At 59.5% G+C, this 21,046-nt stretch carries 21 protein-coding genes and 17 tRNA genes; 25 read left to right on the top strand and 13 right to left on the bottom strand.

The genetic code is table 11. The features are described from left to right. Positions 1–11 precede the first annotated feature (11 nt). Entirely contained in the window at positions 12–311 is a 300-nt protein-coding gene (locus FHT76_RS05570; RefSeq protein WP_259184770.1) for a hypothetical protein, read from the bottom strand. Positions 312–416: 105 nt separating this feature from the next. After that, the gene (locus tag FHT76_RS05565; RefSeq protein ID WP_259184768.1) at positions 417–1,202 is read right to left on the bottom strand and encodes an N-acyl amino acid synthase FeeM domain-containing protein; all 786 of its coding nucleotides are present in this window, start codon (positions 1,200–1,202) and stop codon (positions 417–419) included. A 729-nt stretch (positions 1,203–1,931) separates the two neighbouring features. Between FHT76_RS05565 and FHT76_RS05560 the strand changes: the two genes are divergently transcribed. The 17 genes from FHT76_RS05560 to FHT76_RS05480 all read left to right on the top strand — a co-directional run bounded on the left by FHT76_RS05560 (position 1,932) and on the right by FHT76_RS05480 (position 6,469). Beyond that, positions 1,932–2,007: transfer RNA gene (locus FHT76_RS05560), tRNA-Ala, on the top strand. A 23-nt stretch (positions 2,008–2,030) separates the two neighbouring features. Next, positions 2,031–2,107, top strand: a tRNA-Asn gene (locus tag FHT76_RS05555). Between the two features lie 121 nt (positions 2,108–2,228). Further along, positions 2,229–2,303 (top strand) — tRNA-Asn (locus FHT76_RS05550). 137 nt (positions 2,304–2,440) lie between these two features. Continuing rightward, positions 2,441–2,515: transfer RNA gene (locus tag FHT76_RS05545), tRNA-Val, on the top strand. Between the two features lie 28 nt (positions 2,516–2,543). Then, positions 2,544–2,619 (top strand) — tRNA-Ala (locus FHT76_RS05540). Between the two features lie 360 nt (positions 2,620–2,979). Next, positions 2,980–3,054: transfer RNA gene (locus FHT76_RS05535), tRNA-Gly, on the top strand. A gap of 279 nt (positions 3,055–3,333) precedes the next feature. Continuing rightward, positions 3,334–3,409, top strand: a tRNA-Gly gene (locus FHT76_RS05530). Between the two features lie 184 nt (positions 3,410–3,593). Further along, positions 3,594–3,666, top strand: a tRNA-Met gene (locus FHT76_RS05525). 464 nt (positions 3,667–4,130) lie between these two features. Next, positions 4,131–4,203 (top strand) — tRNA-Ala (locus tag FHT76_RS05520). Between the two features lie 204 nt (positions 4,204–4,407). Then, positions 4,408–4,484, top strand: a tRNA-Met gene (locus FHT76_RS05515). Positions 4,485–5,046: 562 nt separating this feature from the next. Continuing rightward, a tRNA-Thr gene (locus FHT76_RS05510) sits at positions 5,047–5,117 on the top strand. A gap of 346 nt (positions 5,118–5,463) precedes the next feature. Next, positions 5,464–5,539: transfer RNA gene (locus tag FHT76_RS05505), tRNA-Ala, on the top strand. 255 nt (positions 5,540–5,794) lie between these two features. After that, positions 5,795–5,869 (top strand) — tRNA-Ile (locus FHT76_RS05500). A gap of 41 nt (positions 5,870–5,910) precedes the next feature. Next, a tRNA-Val gene (locus FHT76_RS05495) sits at positions 5,911–5,985 on the top strand. 46 nt (positions 5,986–6,031) lie between these two features. Continuing rightward, positions 6,032–6,107: transfer RNA gene (locus FHT76_RS05490), tRNA-Ile, on the top strand. Between the two features lie 173 nt (positions 6,108–6,280). Beyond that, positions 6,281–6,357 (top strand) — tRNA-Met (locus tag FHT76_RS05485). Positions 6,358–6,394: 37 nt separating this feature from the next. After that, positions 6,395–6,469, top strand: a tRNA-Thr gene (locus tag FHT76_RS05480). 149 nt (positions 6,470–6,618) lie between these two features. Here FHT76_RS05480 and FHT76_RS05475 read toward each other — a convergent pair. Both FHT76_RS05475 and FHT76_RS05470 read right to left on the bottom strand, forming a co-directional pair. Then, positions 6,619–8,013 carry a hypothetical protein gene (locus FHT76_RS05475; protein ID WP_259184767.1) on the bottom strand — a complete coding sequence of 465 codons (1,395 nt, stop codon included), beginning with the start codon at positions 8,011–8,013 and terminating at the stop codon, positions 6,619–6,621. Between the two features lie 104 nt (positions 8,014–8,117). Beyond that, positions 8,118–8,285, bottom strand: coding sequence for a hypothetical protein (locus FHT76_RS05470; protein ID WP_259184766.1), 168 nt, complete (start codon positions 8,283–8,285; stop codon positions 8,118–8,120). 139 nt (positions 8,286–8,424) lie between these two features. Here FHT76_RS05470 and FHT76_RS05465 point away from each other — a divergent pair, with 139 nt between their 5' ends. The 4 genes from FHT76_RS05465 to FHT76_RS05450 all read left to right on the top strand — a co-directional run bounded on the left by FHT76_RS05465 (position 8,425) and on the right by FHT76_RS05450 (position 10,772). Then, a complete protein-coding gene (locus FHT76_RS05465; protein WP_259184765.1) occupies positions 8,425–8,925 on the top strand; it encodes a hypothetical protein in 501 nt (166 codons plus the stop codon). A gap of 96 nt (positions 8,926–9,021) precedes the next feature. Continuing rightward, on the top strand, positions 9,022–9,579 hold the full coding sequence (locus FHT76_RS05460; protein WP_259184764.1) for a hypothetical protein: 558 nt from the start codon (positions 9,022–9,024) through the stop codon (positions 9,577–9,579). Positions 9,580–9,583: 4 nt separating this feature from the next. Continuing rightward, positions 9,584–9,910, top strand: a complete 327-nt coding sequence (locus FHT76_RS05455) for a hypothetical protein (protein WP_259184762.1) — start codon at positions 9,584–9,586, stop codon at positions 9,908–9,910. Positions 9,911–10,100: 190 nt separating this feature from the next. Further along, positions 10,101–10,772, top strand: coding sequence for a hypothetical protein (locus FHT76_RS05450; RefSeq protein WP_259184761.1), 672 nt, complete (start codon positions 10,101–10,103; stop codon positions 10,770–10,772). A gap of 42 nt (positions 10,773–10,814) precedes the next feature. Here the strand turns inward: FHT76_RS05450 and FHT76_RS05445 are convergent, their stop codons facing one another. Beyond that, positions 10,815–11,750 (bottom strand): HD-GYP domain-containing protein, encoded by a 936-nt coding sequence (locus tag FHT76_RS05445; protein WP_259184760.1) that lies wholly within the window; start codon positions 11,748–11,750, stop codon positions 10,815–10,817. A gap of 74 nt (positions 11,751–11,824) precedes the next feature. Further along, on the bottom strand, positions 11,825–12,619 hold the full coding sequence (locus tag FHT76_RS05440) for a MucR family transcriptional regulator (RefSeq protein WP_259184759.1): 795 nt from the start codon (positions 12,617–12,619) through the stop codon (positions 11,825–11,827). A 146-nt stretch (positions 12,620–12,765) separates the two neighbouring features. Here FHT76_RS05440 and FHT76_RS05435 point away from each other — a divergent pair, with 146 nt between their 5' ends. Together FHT76_RS05435 and FHT76_RS05430 are read left to right on the top strand one after the other, a co-directional pair. Continuing rightward, positions 12,766–13,773 (top strand): ATPase, T2SS/T4P/T4SS family, encoded by a 1,008-nt coding sequence (locus FHT76_RS05435; protein ID WP_259184758.1) that lies wholly within the window; start codon positions 12,766–12,768, stop codon positions 13,771–13,773. A 334-nt stretch (positions 13,774–14,107) separates the two neighbouring features. Further along, on the top strand, positions 14,108–14,683 hold the full coding sequence (locus FHT76_RS05430; protein ID WP_259184757.1) for an HNH endonuclease: 576 nt from the start codon (positions 14,108–14,110) through the stop codon (positions 14,681–14,683). A 43-nt stretch (positions 14,684–14,726) separates the two neighbouring features. On the opposite strand, the gene FHT76_RS05425 is transcribed toward FHT76_RS05430, so the two are convergent. The 4 genes from FHT76_RS05425 to dnaQ form a co-directional block, all read right to left on the bottom strand. Beyond that, complete coding sequence (locus FHT76_RS05425; protein ID WP_259184756.1) at positions 14,727–15,422, bottom strand: hypothetical protein; 696 nt, start codon at positions 15,420–15,422, stop codon at positions 14,727–14,729. A 24-nt stretch (positions 15,423–15,446) separates the two neighbouring features. Next, positions 15,447–16,172, bottom strand: a complete 726-nt coding sequence (locus FHT76_RS05420) for a hypothetical protein (RefSeq protein WP_259184755.1) — start codon at positions 16,170–16,172, stop codon at positions 15,447–15,449. 5 nt (positions 16,173–16,177) lie between these two features. Then, positions 16,178–16,801: a hypothetical protein gene (locus FHT76_RS05415; protein ID WP_259184754.1), complete on the bottom strand. Its 624-nt coding sequence runs from the start codon at positions 16,799–16,801 to the stop codon at positions 16,178–16,180. Between the two features lie 81 nt (positions 16,802–16,882). Further along, on the bottom strand, positions 16,883–17,593 hold the full coding sequence (gene dnaQ / locus FHT76_RS05410) for a DNA polymerase III subunit epsilon (RefSeq protein WP_259184753.1): 711 nt from the start codon (positions 17,591–17,593) through the stop codon (positions 16,883–16,885). Positions 17,594–17,678: 85 nt separating this feature from the next. Between dnaQ and FHT76_RS05405 the strand changes: the two genes are divergently transcribed. Both FHT76_RS05405 and FHT76_RS05400 read left to right on the top strand, forming a co-directional pair. Then, on the top strand, positions 17,679–18,080 hold the full coding sequence (locus FHT76_RS05405) for a hypothetical protein (RefSeq protein ID WP_259184752.1): 402 nt from the start codon (positions 17,679–17,681) through the stop codon (positions 18,078–18,080). Positions 18,081–18,083: 3 nt separating this feature from the next. Further along, entirely contained in the window at positions 18,084–18,707 is a 624-nt protein-coding gene (locus FHT76_RS05400; RefSeq protein ID WP_259184751.1) for a RusA family crossover junction endodeoxyribonuclease, read from the top strand. On the opposite strand, the gene FHT76_RS05395 is transcribed toward FHT76_RS05400, so the two are convergent. The 3 genes from FHT76_RS05395 to FHT76_RS05385 all read right to left on the bottom strand — a co-directional run bounded on the left by FHT76_RS05395 (position 18,673) and on the right by FHT76_RS05385 (position 20,968). Further along, entirely contained in the window at positions 18,673–19,284 is a 612-nt protein-coding gene (locus FHT76_RS05395) for a hypothetical protein (RefSeq protein WP_259184750.1), read from the bottom strand. The genes FHT76_RS05400 and FHT76_RS05395 overlap by 35 nt on opposite strands. Before the next feature lie 144 nt (positions 19,285–19,428). Then, positions 19,429–19,782, bottom strand: coding sequence for a hypothetical protein (locus tag FHT76_RS05390; RefSeq protein ID WP_259184749.1), 354 nt, complete (start codon positions 19,780–19,782; stop codon positions 19,429–19,431). Positions 19,783–19,903: 121 nt separating this feature from the next. Next, the gene (locus FHT76_RS05385; protein ID WP_259184748.1) at positions 19,904–20,968 is read right to left on the bottom strand and encodes a helix-turn-helix domain-containing protein; all 1,065 of its coding nucleotides are present in this window, start codon (positions 20,966–20,968) and stop codon (positions 19,904–19,906) included. Positions 20,969–21,046: the final 78 nt, after the last annotated feature.

The following is a 21,046-nucleotide window of genomic DNA, read 5'->3' as shown; positions in this document are numbered from 1 at the left end:
CCCCCGACGCCTCAGATGCAGCCTGGCAAGACCTTCGGCGTGTCCACGAAAACCGTCTGGCATTCCGTGACATCGACTTTCGTGGTTTCCGGCTGGCAGGAGCGGCTGACGAAGTCGTTCTTGCGGACCGGCGTACAGACGATCCGACCCGTCGTGACTTCCTTCGAAACGATAGCGCAGCGCTGGGCGGCCACCGGAACCTTGAAGGTCCTGGTTTTAGCGCAGTTTGGCGCTACGGTTTCCGCGAACGAGACATCGGAGACGGAAACTACGGCGAGGAAGCCGACAAGGACGAGAAGATTGGGCTTCATGACAAGGATGCCGAGTTGGATAATGGCATCATCTCTGCCGGCCGCTCGCGAAACAAGCATGAAGCTTGTGTGACAGCTAGAGTCGTCCGAAGGCTTTGGGTCCGTTCAAGCCTGCTCGACCTTTTCGGGGACGATGTCGTTCGCCTTTCGAGGCGGCATCGTATAGGCCAGATCGTCTCCTCGAATGAAACGCGCCGTCGGCACCACCGTGCTGTAGCGTTCCGAGCCCGCGCCCTTCGAGAACATGACTTTGCGCTCGCTTCCCGTCGTTTTGAAAAAAGGAAAGCGCGTGACGAGTTTCGCGCCCGTAAGGCGAACGTCTGTTGCCAGAAGGGTGAGGTCGCAGCCGTAGATCGGTGCGTGACGGCAGTCGACGATGGACTCGGCGCTAAATACGCGACGGTAGAAGGCGGCGTGTTGCGTTTGCACATGCTGAAGGACGCGATCGGCTTCGAAGTAGACGGCAGCGGCGATCGCAGGGCGAAGTGTCATGTAGGGAAGCCAGCTATAAACGCCAGCGATGTCTGGATCGGCCGCGAAGCGCGCAGGATCGATCAGTGAGAGGCCGCGATCAAGCATCGCGGTGATTTCCGGGCCGAAATCTTCAGACGACTGTGTTTTCGGGTGTTCCTGCGTCACGTGGTGAAGGCGGACCGTACTGATGAGATCGCCGTCGAAGTAGAGGGAGAACACGTGGGCGTGGAAATCGACATCGGAGTCGTCGAGCATTTCGGGGGAGGTCGCCGAGACGATGTTGTTGGCCTTGAAGGCGCGGTACCTAAGGCGCGCGACCTCCTCGAGGTCCTCGGTGCATTCGACACGACGGTATTCCAGACGCGCAAGGATATCCATCATCTTGCGCGGAAAAGAAGAGAGGTCCCCACCACTCATGATAAAGCGAGCTCAAATTGGATATATCGAGTATTCGGGAGAAAGGCGGCCGGCGGAAACGAGACCGCGGGTCAAAATTGGGTCGATCCGGATCGCGCCTAAGCGCCCGCGGCCACAAGCGGCCTAGATCGCGGGGGCATCACGGAACTTGATCGATCCCATTCCGGATTTAAATCGGCGTCTTCAAAAGCAGACGGTTGACACTTGGGGACGAGCCGGCATATATCTGGGAGGAACACAGATTGGAGTCTAAACTTTCACATGGCCCGTTTCGTCGCCAAGATCGCAACCATTAACACCGCCGCCGCAGCGAATGTGGCCGGGGGCGTTAATGGCATGTGCCTTGTCGTCGAAGGGGATGGTGGGATGAAGGGAAAATAAGCTTCCTGGACTCGGTAAATCATCAAGGCCCCCTTCGGCGACGAAGGGGGCCTTTTTGTTTTGCCTTCAGGACGGATCGAAAAATGGACGACGACGGTAACGCCATGCCGACAACGGTCGGCGCAGGGACCACATCGACGGAGAAATACGGGCACCCGGAAACGGGTGGTCGGCAACCTATTGCCTAGCATCTAAGTCATTGAAATAATTGTCTTTTTTTGAATTTAGGTGTTGACGCAGGAATTTCGGGGTGCTAACTTCGAAACATGGAAGACGGAAACGACTTCCTCGGCCCTCTCTCGGGAGGTACGGTTTTTTGACATCGTGAGAACGTGTTTATGCGTGGTTGGGGGTGTAGCTCAGCTGGGAGAGCAATTGCTTTGCAAGCAATAGGTCAGCGGTTCGATCCCGCTCACCTCCACCAAATCAAACGCAAACACTTGTTGATGGGTTGTAGCTCAGTTCGGTAGAGCGGCTGATTGTTAATCAGAAGGTCCCTGGTTCGAATCCAGGCTATCCAGCCAACTTTCGGCACGGCAGTGCCGGCAACTTCGCGGTCCTGGATTGGTTTGCGAATACCCGCGGACGAATACGGTCGCGGCGGGTGGAGATTTTCGCAGAAGTCTTCCTAATGGAAGACGCTGTTCTCTGGTAGCTCAGCGGTAGAGCGTCCGACTGTTAATCGGGTGGTCGCCGGTTCGAATCCGGCCTGGAGAGCCATATTGCACGATACTTCAGCGCCTTAGGGTGTGCTGAAAGCCCGCGGACGAACGTCGCGGCGGGAGAGAAATTCGGACCTTGTCGTCCTTATATATACGAGGGCCTTTCACGGCACTCGCCGCACCGAGAGTGCGGATGCTTCGGTAACTCAGTGGTAGAGTGCCTCGTTCACATCGAGGAAGTCGGCGGTTCAAGCCCGTCCCGAAGCACCACGAATACGGCCCGCAAGGGTTAGGGAATGGGGTTGTAGCTCAGTTGGGAGAGCGCCTGCTTCGCATGCAGGAGGCCGAGAGTTCAAATCTCTCCGATTCCACCAAAATTCAAGACTTCCGGGGCTGCACGCCCGCGCTGGAATCGCCTTACAGAAAGGGCAATGCGGGCGGAGGACATAGGTTAGCGGCGATTGAACGGGGTTCGATTCCCCGCATGCTCCACCAGGAATTTTCCGTAGCTTAAAAGGTATTCCGGCCCCGAACGCGCGCTAACGGAAGAGCCGAAAGTACCTTCCCGCCAGGAGGGGCATGCAGGTAGAACTCCTGCCGGAAACTAGAGATAGGGGTGTCCCAGGACATTCCTTTGACGCCGAAAGATCGTGACCACGGATGTACTGGCACGATATGGAAGGTGCGGTCAGGCTGGAAGGCTTGGCGAACAGGTGGTCCACGCCACCTCGGATGCAGGCGTAGCTCAGCGGTAGAGTGTCACGTTGCCAACGTGAATGTCGAGGGTTCGAACCCCTTCGCCTGCTCCAAAATTATTGTCACCGACGTCTTCAATTTCGGTTGACACGACCTCGGATACGAGGTCACATAGGATCATCGAGAGCGCGACATCGCAAGACGGCGCAGCGTATCGGTGGTAAGCTGGATACCCTCTCCAAGGGTCCAGGTGGCTGGCTGCGGAAACAGCGCGAGACAGGGGGAGATCGGGCTTCGGATCGCGATCTCCACGGATCATGGCGGAAAGGCCGGGGCAAATAAGGGGCAAGATCGTGCCGCCTTCCCGGACGAGGGTTGGGCCTGGTTCACATGCGGACGTAGCTCAGTTGGTAGAGCACTCGCCTTCCAAGCAAGATGTCGCCGGTTCGAACCCGGTCGTCCGCTCCACATTCCTCCGACAGGAGACACCAATTCGTCGGTCGAGCGACGCCTTCTTAGTCGAGGCATTCCGCTCCCGGCGATTTTTATGACAGGACGTCGAGACAATACTCGATGTCTGGAAATTCAGTCATCGGGCAACCGAGACGGCGCGGTTTTCGCAGCCGGTCTTGTCGAGGCTTCCGATGCGCAGGCGGAGTGGAGCAGCCCGGTAGCTCGTCGGCCTCATAAGCCGAAGGTCGTTGGTTCAAATCCAACCTCTCGCAACCAATTCAATGACTTAGGTCATTTCGATTTCGAAATACGAAGGCATCGGCCTCTTTCGAAGTCTGCTAATACGTTGTCCTAGACGACGGGCAGTTCGACAGCGATGTCGGACGTTTCAGGGTTCCGAAAGGAATTCCGCGATGACCCTTTGATAGGGACGGACAGGGAGTTGGCCCAGTAAGCCGACGATGAGGGGTCCGGACCGAATGCGCTTTCGCAGGGCGAAGCAAACGGGTCTCCTCGGCGGCTGTACCGCCAGACTTAGGACGTTGTGAGAAACGTCCACCAGGTTTAGCCCTCACAGGGCAACGTGCTGAGGCAGACTTGGGGTGAAAGAACGTACTCGGTTCGGCTTTGTCCTACGAGGTGTATCGGCAACCCCTCGCTCACCAGGGCGCTAAAGGCAAGCCGCTGGCCCAGGGTCGTTGAAAGTCGACCAGACCTATACCGTTGTGGGGCCGCGTGCCGTGTAGCTCAGTAGGGGGAGCGTCAGGCGAGCAGCCTGAAGGTCGGTGGTTCAAGTCCTCCCACGGGACGTAGCCCCGCAACGGGAGCTAACAACGTCATCGGTGTCGATGGCAGCTCCAACGGGGAGTCCCGCTCGATCAGCCCCTTATAAGGGCGGTGCGCGAATGCATCGGGACAGTTTTCAGAACTCGTCGACGACGTCGGCGTTCCAGAGCGATCCCCTTGGGTTGATTGCTCAGACTTTGAGCGTTGAGAGGAACGCTCACCATTATCGCGGGGTAGAGCAGCCAGGTAGCTCATTGCGCTCATAACGCAAAGGTCGTGTGTTCAAATCACACCCCCGCAACCATTTCGAAGACTCCGGTCTTTGGAAGCACGGCATGGGAAACCATGTCGCAAAGGCGGGGTCGGCGGACCAGAAAAGCGCACAGCCAACCTGTTCAGGGGTCCATGGTATGGAACAGGCCAGTGTATTCACCACGGTTAAGCCGGGTGGCTGAAAGGATCGAAGGCGGGCGTCCTGCGGGGCGACCCGCGCCGCCAAAAATGCCGGTAGTAGTTCAATGGCAGAACGCCGCGATCGCGGAAATGGACAAGGGTCTGCGCAGGCCCGGTTTCGAGACCCCCGCCGGCTCCAGTTTTACAAGCTTGGGATGAGGGCCTGATGAGCGCGAACATCGCGATCTGGGAATCCCGCATAGAAGGGACGGTCGTGGCTTAGGTCATAGCCAATGCCCTGTGGCAGAGGTCGGCGGACCAGAAAAACGCACAGCCAATCAGCGCGCGTCCATGGTCAGGCGCTGACCGTGCTATCACCTCGCCAAGGGTGGCGGAAAGGACATAAATGTTCGGGAGGCTATGCTTCTCGGCATGCTGCCACGAAATCCCCGAGAGGGGCCGAACCACAAAGGAATAGCCATAGCTTAGCGGTCAGAGCCCCTCGATGGTACGGGGGAGACGCAGGTTCGAATCCTGCTGGCAAGCCAGTACAAGAGATCGGGACATCCTGAGGGGGGCGGACACGCCGCAGCCGTCGGGAGGAGGGTCGCGAGGCCTGCGGACACACCGCGGGCGTCGCTTTGCCTCTGGTCCTGCGGTGAACGCGACGTCTCCGGGACGACGCCCTTCGAAGGAAGGCCACCGCGAAACACGACCCCCAAGGGACCGCGTTAGGCTTCGGCGGTGCGGATAGCCAAGGGTCACCGGACGGTGCGCCGCCCCGGGGTCGTAACCATTAGTCGCGATTGCGGCACACACAATTGGTCCAAAGACGGATAACCCTCGAGAGAGGCGAAGGGCTGGCCTCAGGTCGGACACCAGGCAATATTGGGGTTGTAGCTCAGTTGGGAGAGCGCTTGCATGGCATGCAAGAGGCGGTCGGTTCGATCCCGATCAACTCCACCAAAATCGGTACAGGTCAACAGACTTGACTTCTTGTCGCCGGTAACGCATTGCTCACCTCAGGGTTGCCAATGGCAACCACGATCACCGTCCACAGCGACCACGGATGTACTGGCGCGGAAGCGGTGATTGATCGGCCTCCGGGTCGGTCCTGCCGCGGCCAGCCCCTCTTCTCAACACCGGAAGACGGGACCGCCGCGGCCAGGGCGGGGAGCTTGATTGCTCCCACATCAATTTCTTCGAAACGAAGACTTCAATGGACGTCTAGCTCAGGGGTAGAGCACTCGCTTGATAAGCGAGCGGCCGATGGTTCGATCCCATCGACGTCCACCATTTTCCCCGACGTCGGGCGGCATCTGCCGAAGGCGTCACCCGCGTCCATAGCTCAGTGGGAGAGCGTTGCGTTGACATCGCAAAGGTCGGAGGTTCGAAACCTCCTGGACGCACCATTATTTAAGACGCCGAAGGCTTTGTAGTCTCCGTCAAAATCACGATGCCCGTGTAGCTCAGCTGGTAGAGCGCTCGACCGATAATCGAGAGGCCGTTGGTTCAAGTCCAACCGCAGGCACCACCTATCGACGTTGTTGCGACGTCTTCGAAAAATGGCAGAACCCTGGCGTACCCCGGGTAACATTCGCCGGAGCTGGCGTACTGGTCAAAGATCACGGGCCGATCATCCGCTGAGACCAAGTGCCTGTTCTGCCACCAATTTCGCCAGACAATGGCGACTGAATTCCAAGAATTGGCCGTGTAGCTCAGATGGTTAGAGCGCATCACTCATAATGATGAGGTCGTCGGTTCGAGCCCGACCATTGCCACCAAAATACACATAAACACGTTCGAGCGATGTCTTCAGATGCTACCGTGGCTCAGAGGTAGAGCACCCCCTTGGTAAGGGGGAGGCCGCGGGTTCAAATCCCGCCGGTAGCACCACAATTTCCCACAAGACGCAGGCCATGTCGGCTAGTTTTTTTTGTCGCGATTGCTGCGAGCCTTAGGATTGTCTCTGTGGGGTTACCTTTGTTTTTGCTGAGCCAAAGGTTTTGGCTCCAGAACCTCTCGATTCCGGAGCTTTCGCCGTCCTACATGCGGGGAGTTCGTTGCGGCCGCACGCTCTGACCAATGGGGACACCAGCCTTCTTGTGAAGGCCCTCGATCTCAGACAGGTCAAGATGGCCGACCTCGAAAGAACCGTCACTCGAGGTGCATTCCACGGAGGTGATCGCGTTCGTGTCAGCGTTCATTTCGACCCTGAACACGCCGATCTCCGGGATTGCCGCATATGCGGGTCCGAACTTGTCGGTGTTGGGTACCCAGAATCGGATTTTACGCACTGCGCTGATGCGACCGTCTTCCTCGCGGAAGGTGAACGGATCGGTTGCGAATGCTTCAACACCGTCTTCAAACGACATCCGCTTCCATGCGACGATCGCGAGCCGTTCAGCGCTTTCCTCCGCTGTCTCCGGCGGCAGGTCCGCGAGCAGTCGATTGGTCATCCTGAACTCCGCAATTGACTGGTCAGGATAGAATTCGGACATAACCTGGCCCCTGGCGTCGAGCCAATGATTTTTCCAGGTTGCGGAACTGTCGCCGACGCGCACCCAAAAGGTGCCGCGCTTTACCTGTCCGTTTTCCGAATACTGGAACTTCCTTGCGAATTCGAAGTCGACGCCGCTGTCCTTCACTTCGAACTCCCGCTCTGCGTTCACGATGTCCAGTCCAGGCGGCAAGGCGAATTCACGCCAAACGGATTCGGCCCGCCCTTCGCAAGCATGTTTGACTCGTTCCCTCAGGCGGCGAGACTTCGAAGGGTTGGGATTTTTAAGACCGGCTTCCGCATATACCTCGTTAAGCTCGGTGTCGCGGATGGCGCGATACGGCGTGCCGTCGGCGCAGAGGCACTGGGCTCGGGTGATCTCGTATGTCTTCTCGTTGAACGACAGCTCGAAGGTGCCGAGGTTCGGAAGGACATCCTGTTCGGCCGCGAAGAACTTGATCGGCATCGTGGCCGAGATAACGTCGCCATCGCGCTTCATCGCGACCGGAGGCTTCATGTCGGCTTGGTACCAAGCGTCGAACGGGTAGCTGTTCTTGACCCAATAGCCGAGATGCACTGCTTTCTCTACGAGACTGGTGCTCCGGTCGAACGGCGACATGCCAGAATTCAGCCGATGCATCGCTCTGGGCATGTCGAAATTCTGGCGGATGACTTGCCCGTTGGCTGCGACCAGGTAACGATCATTGGAGTGATGCATTCCCTTGTCGTCGACGACGAAAGCGCCCTTCTGGGATTTGCCGCCCGGAGTCGTCAAATAAGTGATTTCGCGAGTGGCTCGATAGCCGCCATCTATGGCCTTGTAGTCGCACGGACCGACAGCGGTGACGACCATGTTGTCGGGCAATCTAAAGGAGCGCCACAGGTCGTGGGAGGTTGCCTTTGCGCGGGCGAGCAATTGTTCCTGCGATGCGTTGGTCATCGACGTTCTCCATTGTTTCCCAGAACGTCACGCCAAGACGAGCATACGACAACCGATAACCTCGCTCGAAACGGCCATCAGACCACACTGCCATTCACCTTGTGTCATTTGAGATGTCCAAATGACCGGCGGTCGAGAAACCGTTTGATAGCGTTCTCGCCCAGCGGGTGGTCTTGTTCGGTCCGCTTGGCCTTCTGGCCGCCACGACCCCTCAGGAAGACGGTTACAGCCGGGTGGACGAGCGTTTCGTCGGGTTCTGCGGTCTCGGACATTGCTCACCTCGCATTGGCTTAACAAAGTCTGACACAAGGGCCGTCACGGTCAAGCCTCGGGAGAACGACGGACTTATCGGGGTTATGACACTTGCTCACCCTTGCCCTATCGTTTTTTGGTGAACAGGAGTAGCGTGACATGGCCAACCCCAATCACCCGATCGACGCGATGGTCGGGGAAATCCGCAGGATGCGCGACAAAGTCGCCGCCTTGGCACGGAACGAAACGGACGGCCTGTCATACCGTGCCTACCTCCTACAAGCCCGCAGTCTGCTTTCGATCGAGGAAGCCGCAGCAAGCCTGCACGCAGACGCATCCGTCAAGGCCATGCGCGAAGACGAGAACGACGACGCATACATCGAGCGTCAATGGCTCGGGATGGTGGCCGATTGGCTCGCGGAACACGAGAAGGCGTTCCGTGCCGGCCTCGAAGGCGGCTCGACCGAAAAGCTCTCCTTCCTGCTCTCTTCGGCCGACAAGGAAAGCGTCCGCAAAATACACGCTTCACGTCATCACGCCATGATCGAGGCCTTCTGCCAGACCCATGTAGCCGTCCTTCGGGAGCGGTGCGAAGAACTAGATGCTGATATGATCGCCTTTCGAAACCTGCAGAACCTGTCGACAGTTCGCCGAATGTAGCGGATGCTCGACGAGAGATGACGAAGTCTGAATTTCTTTGCAGGGGCGTTCAATAAATGCCACAGTGAAGTCCACAATTTAGTACGGACGACACACATGGCTCTCGACCTTAATCGACTGCGGGAAATCGGCTTTGCCGAGTGGGACCCCATTGGACTCATGCGCAACCGTGAGACCTGGGTCGGAACCAGGTTCCAGAACGAATACGACCATTACCTCATTCGCGTCGCAGACCGCCTTGTCGCGGGCGACGACGAAGCCGAGTTGGTGGCATATCTGGTCGGCGTCGAATGCGTGGACATGGAAGTCGCAACGGCGGAGAAGTCCGCACCGAGGGCCAGGGCTACCGTCGCGGCGATCAAGGCGCATGTGACCGAAACGCTAACGGAGCAGCCGTACGACATCAAGAAGCTCGTCGAGAGCCGTTTCCCCGGATGGCAAGTCGTCGAAAGAGAGAGTCTGGAAAGCGGCGGCAAGGCGATTCCCACGGAGCAGGTCAAGTTCGCGAGGTGGGGCCTCCAGGTTCCAAGTCCCGAAGAGATCGAGCGCGAGAAGATGACCGGCCAGGTCGTCATCGAACCCAAAAACGGCGGCGGGCCAGGTCCGAAAACCGTCATCGTCAGAAACGGCAAGATCATCGGAGCGCAGGGGTAGGATCATGGAAGACGTCGATATCATGGAAAACGTCCACATCGACTGGCTGTGGGGCTATTGTCCTGTCCAAGCCGAGGGGACGATCGATGGCGAGAAGTTCTATTTCCGCGCCAGGGGCATCCACTGGCGGATCGGGATCGGCGGCGATGTCGTCACGAACCCCACATGGGGATACGGCGAGAGCTACGGGAGCGGTCCGTTCGCCGCCGGTTGGATGCGGGAGGACGAGGCCAAGGAGTTCATTGTGAAGGCCGTGAACCTCTACCGCTCTGGTCACCCCTCGGTGTCATTCGAGGAAGTCTGGACCTACGAACAAAAGACGGCTGGGTAAAGCAGCGACGATCACTTGCGCGCTCCGTGTTTCCAGGTGACCATTGGCGTAGGTCCCGGGAAAACCTCGCTCCTCCGCCTTGCCAGGCACGCCAAACCCCGCTTTTTATCTTGTGCAAGATCGTTCCTGACGAGCGCACGGGAGAACGGAGGAATCCTGACAGAAGCGTTTCGTCACACGGAGCTTTTGCATGCCTGAACTACAACTGACACACGCCTTCGTCCGCAGTCTGACGAAGGGCATACGCGAAGCCTACGGCCGAGACGAGCTTAGACAGAGCGACGTCCTCAAGATCGTCGCGAAGGCAGCCGGCCGCGAGCCGGGACCCATGATGCACGCGCTCAAAACCGCTGCAAAAGCGGAGATCGCCGAGGTCGACGAAACGCCGAAAAACCAGTTCTGCTCTTTCGGGCTGACGGTCAAGCTTCTGGGGGCATGCCAGTCGAACAGCATGCGCCAAATCCAGATGATCGCGGACATGCTTGCGCCCGACACGGCGTTCGCCAAGTTGGCGCTCGCGTTGGCGAACTACCGCAAATCAGATCACTGGGCAGCCGAATTTTTCCTGGTCGAAGCCCTGATGGAAGACAGGATGTGGCTGGAATTGGTCGCGTCGGAAATCGGCGCGTGTAAATATCCTGCCGCGGAGCTGCACGCCTTCGGCAGCGAGCAGTACGGCGAAACGTGGTCGGCGGAGCTTCTGGGAGGATCGATCATACCCAGCGACTTCCGCGTTTGGGCTGCCCACGCGGCGATCTACGCCGGGCTGCTAAGGTTTGTTGGCGATCGGGCGGTGTTCCCCCAAGCAGACACGTCGGAAGACAGCCACATCGACAAGCTGCGCAAGCGCATGATGAAGTAGAGCCGAAAAGGCAAGGGCGGCTCCATGGCCGCCCCTGCTCGTTTAGAACCTCGGCCCGCGTGGTCCAGAGCTGGCGTTATCCGCCGCCTCGACGTCATGGACATCCACCGCCTTCGGCTCGGGCAGGCGGAAGGTTACAGCACCCATGGCGTCGCGCGTCTCCAGGAAAACACCGTCATCGAGTGCCGTCTTGCGGCGTTGGCCACCGGACGCGATCTCCCAGCCTTCGAAGACCGACGGATCGGCCACTCCCTTGAGATCGTCGTTGGGATGGCTTTCGACGAATTTCGAGAACTTCTCCGCCATCTCCGGAGAGATTTTCCGATCGTGGTCGGCGGCAACCCGCATCTCGACGAAACGACGCAAGAGATACGGATCGAACATCACGCCCTCCTTCTGCGACGAGACCATGATGTCGAGGACGCGTTCCTCAGGCAGGTCCGGTTTGTAGGACCGTTTGGAACTCAACGCGTCGTAGACGTCGGCGATCTGGACCAGACGGGCCTCGAAGGGGATGTTTTCCCCGACGAGGTTGTTATAGCCGTTCCCGTCGTAGCGCTCGTGGTGAAACCGCGCGATGTTGACGACGAACTCGGGTGCGCTCGCGCCGAGGAGATCGCCGCCATGGCGCGCGTGCTCCTTGATGATGAGGAATTCCTCGTTGGTCGCTCGACCTGGCTTCTCCAGGATGTGCTTGGGCATGAACAGCTTGCCGACGTCGTGAAGCCGGGTGGCGTTGTAGAGACGGTTCGCGTAGCCCTCGTCGAAGCCGCAGTGAAGGGAAAGTTCACGCGCCCGCTCGGCGACGCGGATAGCATGCTCGCGGACGTGAATCTGGTCGAAGCGCTCTTCGGCTTCCTCGAGGATGTCGATGCGCTCGGAGTAGGTCGTCACACGCTGGAGCCGCGACAGCAGGTCCAAGCCGAGGTCGTACTGCCTCGTCTGCGCCAAGGCGGTCGCGTGGGTCTGTGAAAGCATAGGCCATACTCCGGAAACTCGTTCCTAAAGTATGGCCCCGGATTTTCGAATGAATCAAAGCCGGCTGGATAGGATCAGCGCGTCTTGACCATGCGCCTGGTGATCGGGTCGTATTCGTATTCCGCGCCGCGCTTGAGGACGGCGCTCGGAGCCATCATCGGGTAGTGCTCCGAGAGCTTCCACTTGCGCCTGTATTCCTCGGGCGTCATGCCGAGCGTTTCGAGGTGCTTGCCGAGGTCGGTGACCCGCTTGCCGTCTTCGAGGCAGACGACCACGTCCATCTTCACAGCGTCCTCGATCCGCGAAAGGCGGCCCGGGAACTTTACCTTCTTGGCCTTGTCGGCGCGGCGGCGCTTCGGAGCCGCCTTCGCCTTGACCGTGGTTTTCGTCTTGGCCTTGGCGGGAGCCGCGATCTCGAGCGGCAACGCTTCCTGCACGGGAGCGCTGACGGCGGGAGCCTTTGCCCGTGGCGCTGGCTTCGTCTCGACGCGCTTGGCCTCCGCCTTTTTGCGGGGCTGCACCGGCCGCTGGAGCGGAAGTTCGAGAATCTGGGCCGACGGCCGCGCTAAAACCGGAGCTGCGGGCGCGACAGGGGCCGAGACGACGACATCGGGTTCCGCTTCGGCTGCGGCCGGAACGGCACGAAGCGAAGGGGCGAGGGCTGTCCCGGTCATGCCGTTGGCGAGGAGCTTGGCCGCGATCCCGAGGAGGGAGACATGGGCGCTTTCGATGCGCTCGGGGATGGTCGCGCTATCGATGTCCTCGGGATCGATGGTGCTGAACACCAGCTCGATCGCGCTTTCCATGATCGCCGCGGCGTCGATCGACGCTCTGCCGGATTCATTCACATAGAGGACGGCTTGGGACATGGATTAGCGTTCCCTAAAGGTTTCAGGTTTCGCTTTGTGCCAGAGTCTACGAAAAACTGCAACATCTCCGCCGGCGTTTGGCACCGATAAAATAAGAGTCCACCCTAGAACGGTTAACGCTTTCCGGCTGCGGTAGGACCCCACACATGCAAGATTCAAATCTCGAGGAACGCAACGGCGAGGTCTTCCTCACCAACTTCCCGTTCACGGACCTCTATATCCGCCTTGATGTCGAGGGTAGTCCGTCACGCTTCAGGCCTGATATCACGAGAATCCCGCGTGAACGCTACCAGGAGGGGATTTTCGAGGTTCCGCCCAGATACGAAGAGCACATGAACGCCATCCGCGAACTCGTGAACGAGATGGGCGGCGACGAGGGAACGGTCACGTATCAGGGCATGCGCCTGCGCTACGCGAGCTTCGAATCCGACGGCGAGCCTTGGTCGGCGCTACGAGGCACGCCGCTGGAAATCCGCAAATTCGACGAGCTCGGCCTTCACCCGCAGTTTGTCCAGAAGATGAAGTCGATGGCCAAAAAGAAAGGCCTCATCATCGTCGGCGGCAAGACCGGAGACGGCAAGACGACGACCTGCGTGTCCCTCCTCAAATACTTCCTCGACAAGCACGGGGGTCTTCTATTTACAGCGGAAGACCCGCCGGAATTCGCTATAAGCGGAGCGGTCAACGAGAGGGCCTTCTGCCTGCAGTACAAGGTGAGGGACAACGACGACTGGGCAAGGGCCGCAAAAGCCGCCATGCGTTCCCGCCCCGACTACATTCTCTTCGGTGAAATCAGGACTCCGGAAGCGGCCGAGAACCTTTTGAAGACCCTGACCAGTGGACACTTGGTTGTTGCGACCATTCACGCGGGCCAGGTCTCCGACACGATCGCCGCCCTCATGCAGCTTGCCGAACACAAGCTCGGCAAGGTAGCGCGCGACAGCCTCGCCGACCGCCTGCTCGCAGCCGTCCACCAGACGATGACGGCCGACGGCCCGGAGATCAAATGCATCGTCCCTGGCAGCGGTTCGCTGAACGAGACGGAGCGGGCCCAGATGATCGAGACGATCAAGAGCGGAAACCTGGACAACCTCGGAAAGGCCGTCGAGTTCTTTCCGGCCGCCAGAAGCGCCGCCGCGCAGAGGAAGCGGTGAACCCGCGTCTGTCTTTTCGGCAACACATCAGCGTCGCGCATGACTGGCATCATCAGAATTCATACGTGACGCCTTGAAATATTCACCACCCCTGGTTATCAATGGGGCGTAATCGCAGAAAGGCGAGGGAAATGTCGCAACCGAAGTCGAACATGTGGACAGGCGAATGCCTCCGCGCAACGGATAGTCTCCGTGCGACGGGCGTCGCATATCCCCTGTTTGCAATCGGGGCGCATACCACCTGATACGCGATGACGAGTCCGTATCGGTTATCTACCGGACGGGTTCGTAGAAAGGGGATTTGTCCGGCTTACGCAAAGAAGAGGCGCAGGCAATGACGATCCACCTCAACCAGTACCCAGCTCTCGTGTTAAACGCCGACTTCACCCCGAAGTCCGTCTTTCCGTTGTCCACCATCAACTGGCAGGACGCGGCCAAGGGCGTGTTTCTGGGCAAGTACGTGCGCGTGGTGGACTACGACGCCTCCCTCAAGACGAGAACGCAGGAATACGTGTTTCCGAGCGTCATCGCCATGAAGGACTACGTCCAGGTCAAGAACGGAGTGCCCTTCAGCCGGCACAACATCTGGATCAGGGACGAGGGCAAGTGCGCCTACTGCGGCGAGCGGCTCAAGCTCAACGAGTTCACGTTCGACCACGTGAAGGCGCAGACCTTCGGCGGCCTGACCGAGTGGGAGAACATCGTCTGCGCTTGCCAGCCGTGCAACGGAAAGAAGGGTTCCAAGACCCTCAAGCAGGTGGCTAAGGACCACAACATGACGCTGCGTGTCACTCCGCACGTGCCGACCGTCTACGAGATCGCCGCAAAGGCGCGTCGTCTCGGCGGGTTCGGCCCGACACCGGAGCAGTGGATCGACTTCCTCTACTGGGAATCTGAACTCGAGCGCTGAAAAAAATGAAGACCCCGAGAGCGTTGCCATCGGGGTCTTTTCGTTATCGTGAGATGTCTTCGCCGTGTGGCTGCTTCAAGCGGTTGTAGAGATCATGGGCGTTCCCCGTTCGCTCGATTTCCATCCGAAGACGATCCAGTCGCCGTGCGTTTTCGGTGATTTCGCCACCGGCCGTATCCTGGTCGCGGATGGCGTCGGCGCTGCCGCTCCCGGTAAGGAAATCACGATAAGCCGCCTTCACGCGCGCTAGCTCGAACTGGAGCTTCGCGGCCTCGAGGTCGAGTTTGAGGCGGATGATCTCCTTCTGCCGCTGGGCGGGGGAGTCGGTTTCGTCGGCGACCACAACCGGAGGCTCTTTCGCTTCCGCCGGGGGAAGAACGATCGGCTGGGGAGCTTTCGCCTCGTCTCGCGGCGGCGACGCGACTGGGCAATCCGCCTTGGTGAGTTTCGCGACGGCAACGCGGTCCAGAGCCATGGAGCCGTCGAGCCTCGTGACGGTCGCGTAATTTCCGCCGACCTCGATTTCCGAGACCGTCCCGAGGTGGCCTTCATAGGCGGCGCATTTTCCGGCCCACTGCTTCCCCGCCCATTCTTCGACGGTCGGGTTGTCCGAGAAGCCACCGATCATCACGGCAAGGCCTGCGAACAACGCGAGACCCATCAGGTCGCCCCGGTCGAAGAGCCGCCGCGGTTTGCCCGCTCCTGGAAGAGCGGGCTTTTGGAGGTTGATATCACTCATCGCGGTTTACCCTCCAAGACCGCCTCAGGCGGCCTTGGTTTCCTCTTCGGCGGCAGGAGCCTGCTCGTCGGACGGAAGGTCGAAGCCGTCGCGGAACTCGAGCGCGAGCATGGCGTCGATCTCGTTGGTCATGGCCTCGATGTTGTCGAGGTCGACAGCAGGAGCGGCGACGGCGACTTCCGGCTCGGCGGACGGCTGGAGCGGCTTGAGGGTTTCGAGCGGAGCGATGTCGCCGGACGCCTGGATGATGGCTTCAGAAGAGACCTGGAAGGAAGTGACCGGCTGCTTGCGGACGAGCGTCAGTTCCGGCTGGGCCTGCGGCGCGCGGAGGACGGTTTCTTCGATGCCGAGCGAGGTCGGCACGTTGGGCATTGTCATGCGGGTGGCGTCGGCGACGAACTGCACCGTGTCGTGGAACGTGCCGCAGGCGAGGTGGATGGCAGCGTCGACGTTCTGCTGGGTGCGCAGGTAGTTTTCGTTTTCGCGCAACAGACGGCCGTTGTCGGACTCGAGCGAGCTGACCTTGGCGTTGAGGCGACGGTTTTCGAGTTCGAGGTTCTCGACGCGCTTGTGATAGCGGGTCAGCAGTTCCTTGCAAGCCTTGAGGCGTTCGCCCTGCTCGCGCTTGAACACTTCATGTTCCTCGACAGCCTGGAGGAGGACCTTGACGGAGGCCGGCATCGACAGGGCGGAGTGGGTGGCCTGGCGCGAGGCTTCGGCGTTTGCTGCTGGCTGGTTCTGGTTGGTCATGTCGATTACCTTTCGTTCCTGAATGCGGACAACGGCCGCGGCGCGTGTGTCTCATGTCCGTAAGTGGTGAATTCGGATTCGTGGATCGGCGCTGACTGATAGTGCGCGCCGAGATGCATTTCCGACTGGCGGATATCCTGATGGTGCTGACGGACCGCCGGATGGGAGAAGACGCCGTCGCGGAACTCGGTTACCCGACGGGCCGGAACCTGCGGATTGTCGCGCGACATGCCGAGATCGTTCTGAAGAAGCATCGCGTCGATGCGATGGTTCAGGCCGACGCTGCTCGTGTGGGTGTCTTCGACGATACGCATCATCGACGCGTAGCTTTCCGTCAGGCGGGAATAGTTCGAGTGGATGATCTTGAGCTGGCGCTCCAGGTCGACGATGCGAACAGCATGGCGGCGGTTGTCTTCTTCGAGGACCAGGCGCGCGCCTTCCGAGGCACGAAGGCCTTCGCGAAGCTGCGTGATGACGGTGACGACCGCCTCCGCCTGCCTGCGCTGGACGTCCATCATTTCCGACAGGCGGTCGCGGGCGATAGCCCCCTGGCTTTCGGAATTGAGGTAGGTGTCCTGGAGGTCGGCAATAGACGGCTCGCCGCCCGACGCCTCGACGTCATGCTCCATGTCGATGTTCCTTGACTTGAGTTCTTGAATTAACTGACCTGATGATGAGACAGGAAATCCAAGACCTCGTCAACATCTTTGTCAGAAGAATTTTGCCCAGACGGGGTTCTTGACCTTCTTCTCCACAAAGGCGGAATGGGCCGAGATTTCGGCTTCGGAAGGCATGAGTGCCGGGCGCGCGGGGCGTACGGGGCGCGCCAGCGAACCGGAAACCAGCGATGCCACGGCCATGTTCATCGGCTGGCTCGAAAAACGGTTGTCGCCGAGGTTCAGCTGGTTGAGGCCGAGCATGTTGATATAGACGTCAGCCAGAAGTTCGGCGTCGATGTGAGCGCCGTGCTTTACGCGCTTGGAGGTGTCGATGCCGTAACGACGGCAGAGCGAATCCAGCGAGTTCTGGCCCATCGGAAACATCTTGCGGGCTTCCGACAGCGTGTCGACGACCTTGTTCTTCAACGGCGGCATTTTGAGCATCGCCAGCTCGTTGTTGACGAAGCCCATGTCGAACGGCGCGTTGTGGATGACGACAGGCGAATCCCCGATGAATTCGAGGAATTGCGGCATCACTTCGTCCATGGATGGCTTGTCCTTGAGGTCCTCGTCGCTGATGCCGTGAACCCTGAAAGCGTCCGGGTGCACCTTCTGGCGGCCCGGATTGACGAACATGTGGAAAAACTTGCCCGTGATCATGTTGCCGACGATTTCGACAGCGCCGAACTCGATGAGGCGGTCGCCGTCCCGATGGTTGAGACCCGTGGTTTCGGTGTCGAAAGAGATGACGCGATCCTTCATCGGGATGATGCCTTTCAGGGTCTTCAATTATCTGGTAGAACGGTGTAAACCTTTGTCACACGATTAAGCGCAAGGATCGATTTCGTTGTCAACGACATATAGGGTCTCCAATTACATCAGCCTGCCGGCCGTCATGTTGAGCGTCGCGTTGCTGGCCGTCGGGGCTGCCGCGTGGAGCGGATCGACATCCGCAGGAGGCTCGCATTCGGAGAAAATTGACGACGTCATCGGCGAAGTATCGGCCGTGACGCCGCTGACGCCGCTGTGCAAGGTCGTCGCCCATCGTCTTGTGGAGACGGCCGTCAAGCGCAAGGTGACCGTCCTTCGTCCCACCCGCGGCATCTGGAACGGCAAGGAAGACGAGGTCGCCGCGACTTGGGAGGCCGCCAGGTGTCCGACAGCGGCGCTCGTCGGACTTGCGTTCGGTTCGTCGAACATCGCCAACGACGATCAGCGCGAGCGCGTCGCCAAGGCGTCCAGGGGCTGATCGATGCGGATATCTGTGCAGCAGGCGAAAGCGCTCGGCATAAAGGTTCCAGGGGCGAAGGGAACCGCGAGAAAGGCGGGCGAGCCGGGAAAAGCCAAGACCAAGGGCAAGAACCGCGCTTCCGTGTCCGATTACGGCAGGCAATCCGTGCGTTTCGAGATAGACTTGCCAGCCGATCCGCAGCCCAAGGAGCGGCCGAGGACCGTGATGAACACGGGAGCGATAGTCGGAGCATTCATCGAGGCCAAGGGCAATGTCGGAAGGTTCAAGGAACTGCTGGCGGGGCGCATGTCGCACACCTACACGCCAAAGAACACGGCCGACTACGAAGACCTCATCCTCACCCATGCGAGGGTCGCGATGGCGACCGCCAAGATGCAGCCGTTCGAATGCCCGGTGAAGACCCATGTCCATCTGGTGTTCAAGGGAGACCCGGATGAGTGGCCGACGTCGCCTGGCGACGGAGACGCTGACAACCTCGAGAAGGCGGTTCTCGACGCCCTGAACAAGGTCGTCTATGTCGACGACCGTCTGGTGGTGAGAAGCATCCGCACGAAGTCGTGCGGTGATCGGCCAAGGCTCATCGTGAAGGTCAGCCCGGCATCGCGGCGAATGCGGTGTTCCTGAATATCGGTGCGGCGATAGGCTCGTTCTGGTTCGTCGCCAGTAGCGCGCGGTAATAGTTCGTGTACTGAGAAGTCTTCGGGAAAGCCGCCAGCGTCGCGCCGAACGCGGACAGGTATCTGTACATTTCCTGCAGGTTGGTGGAGGAGGACCGGTCGCTGTCGGCGATCTTGCTCATGAACCCGTCCTCGATGCCGAATTTGCGTTCGAACTTCCGCCCGGGCAGGCCGGTGGCTATGCGCAGGTCGACGCAGAAATCGGCGACCTTCTCCGTCATTTCCACGACTCGACGGGCATAGCCGTTCATGTCCGCGCGCTTGATGCGGTGGGCGTCGAATTCGGTGAACGCGGCAACGCCAGCCGCTTCAGGCACGATCGAGAGTTCCATGCCCGCGAGAGAGGCAAGTCTTGCCGCTTCCTCGATCGTCACTTCTGGGCCGTGGCTGAGGGCTATCTCCATGAGGCGGCGCTGATCCATGCCTGTGAGATAGGAAACTTCGCCGGCCCTGATCCCGGCCTCCTTGATCGCGTTCAAAATCGGATCGAGACACATCCTACGGGCAACGTTGTAATCAAGCATAATGAAACGAATTCCGGTCCATCGATTGGTGATGACACAGAATTCCCGGCCCGGCTGCATGGTTCAAAGGGAAAAGCCACCGGCGGATGGAACCGATTGCCGCGCCGGTCCGTTGGTAGCAGCCGCAAGGCGTGTCGGCGCTGTCTAAATCCAGTCTTCGTAGCGGACCGGCTTCTCTGAAAGAAGGGCGGAGCGTTCGCGACGCGCCCGTATGATGGAGTTGACACTGCCGACCATGAGATCGGCGGCCGCCTCCTTGGCGGCATCCAGGGTCTCGAAAAACTCTTTTTCCGGATCGGGCATGGCACCGTCGACGAAAGCCCTGTAGCGGCGCGGACTGATCGAAATGACGACCCTGTCCTGGGTGATGGCCACGGGCGTCGGGATCACCCGCTCTATGAGTATGTGATATCCGCCGTAGAAAGCGTTGAAAACGCCGTCGCGCTCGGTCCAGAGGATTTCCTCGCCGTTGTGAACTGAGACGTGCTGGGATGTCATGGCCGCGCCTTCCGTGGTTAGCGCTCAAAACATAGCCGAAACGATCGGAATTTCAACTGCAAGGACAACGCTCTGACAAAAAAACAGACTTCGATTCGATATCGTCGCCCAGCGTCTGCATTTACCGGGTCCGGTCGCGACAAACAGACGGCTCGGAAACGAGGTTGAGGATTCCCAGCTCCATGTCGATCTCCTTGACGCGCACCGTCGCATCGAGGCACTGCTCGACGGACGTCTTGCCGGAGTAACCGATCTTCGACCGGAATTTCACCGTCCAGATGCCGTCCGGGCCTTTCTCCGTGAGAGTGGGTCTGGCCGTAAAGACGGATACCGCAAGGCCGTGTTCGGCGATGGCGTCGAGGTTGCCGGACGACTTCAACGATTCCACATAGCCGTCGAAGGACGCCTGATCGGCGAACAGGTGTCGCGCATAGGAAATATCGCCGTCGAGACCGTCCGGATTGAGGCGGTAGACCTGCTCGTAGCCTTGCCGTGCGAAAAGGTTGACTCTGGCCGGGGTTACAAGTTTGTCCTTTTCCCAGTAGTCCTTGGGCCGGGGCGTGACGTCTCGCGGTTCGGAAATGTAGGTGACCGTCGTCTTCGTGCCGGCATGTTCCAGATTGCGGACAAGCTTTGTCATCCTGGGGTCAAGAGCACCGACCGAATCGTAGTAGCCCTCGAAGTTGTATGCGCAGTCCTTCGCGCCGTCGATGCGGTCCTTGACAACATATCCGTCCGGAAACTCGCGGTCCATCGCACTGAACGCCTTGGACCAAACGCCGAGTTCGTCGCACGAGCGATCAAAAGCGATGGTCACGCTGACGTTGGGGCGGAACCACCACGCGCGGACCGCCGCCCCGGCAGACACGGCGACGGCAACGACAGCGACGGCGATGATGGTCTTTCCCCTCGTGGTCCTCGCAAACGCGAGAGACTTGGCCACAATGAAATCGAGACGGCTTGCGAGCCTCAACGTGATGGTCTCCGACGGTTCGGGAGCGGCCTCCTCAATTGAAACAGACGGGTCGATCTTCAAGGCGAGGCAAACGGCGCGGTAGCTCTCCGGAGACACGGTCACGCCACCCTCGATGCGTCGAAGCGTTCTGACGTCTATTCCGGCTTCGTGGGCCAGTCTTTTCTGCGACATGGACTGCGAGAGCCTGAGTGCCTTGATGTCGTGCGTCATTCCGTTGTCTTGGTCCCTTGTGAACTACAGGACGATTGTCGAACTCAAACTGGACGGCATGGAAGAGGTCGACATGCG

The sequence above is a fragment of the Rhizobium sp. BK176 genome, from assembly GCF_024808055.1.
The sequence above is the reverse complement of the archived record's forward strand: the minus strand, read 5'-3'. Positions and strand labels throughout refer to the sequence as shown.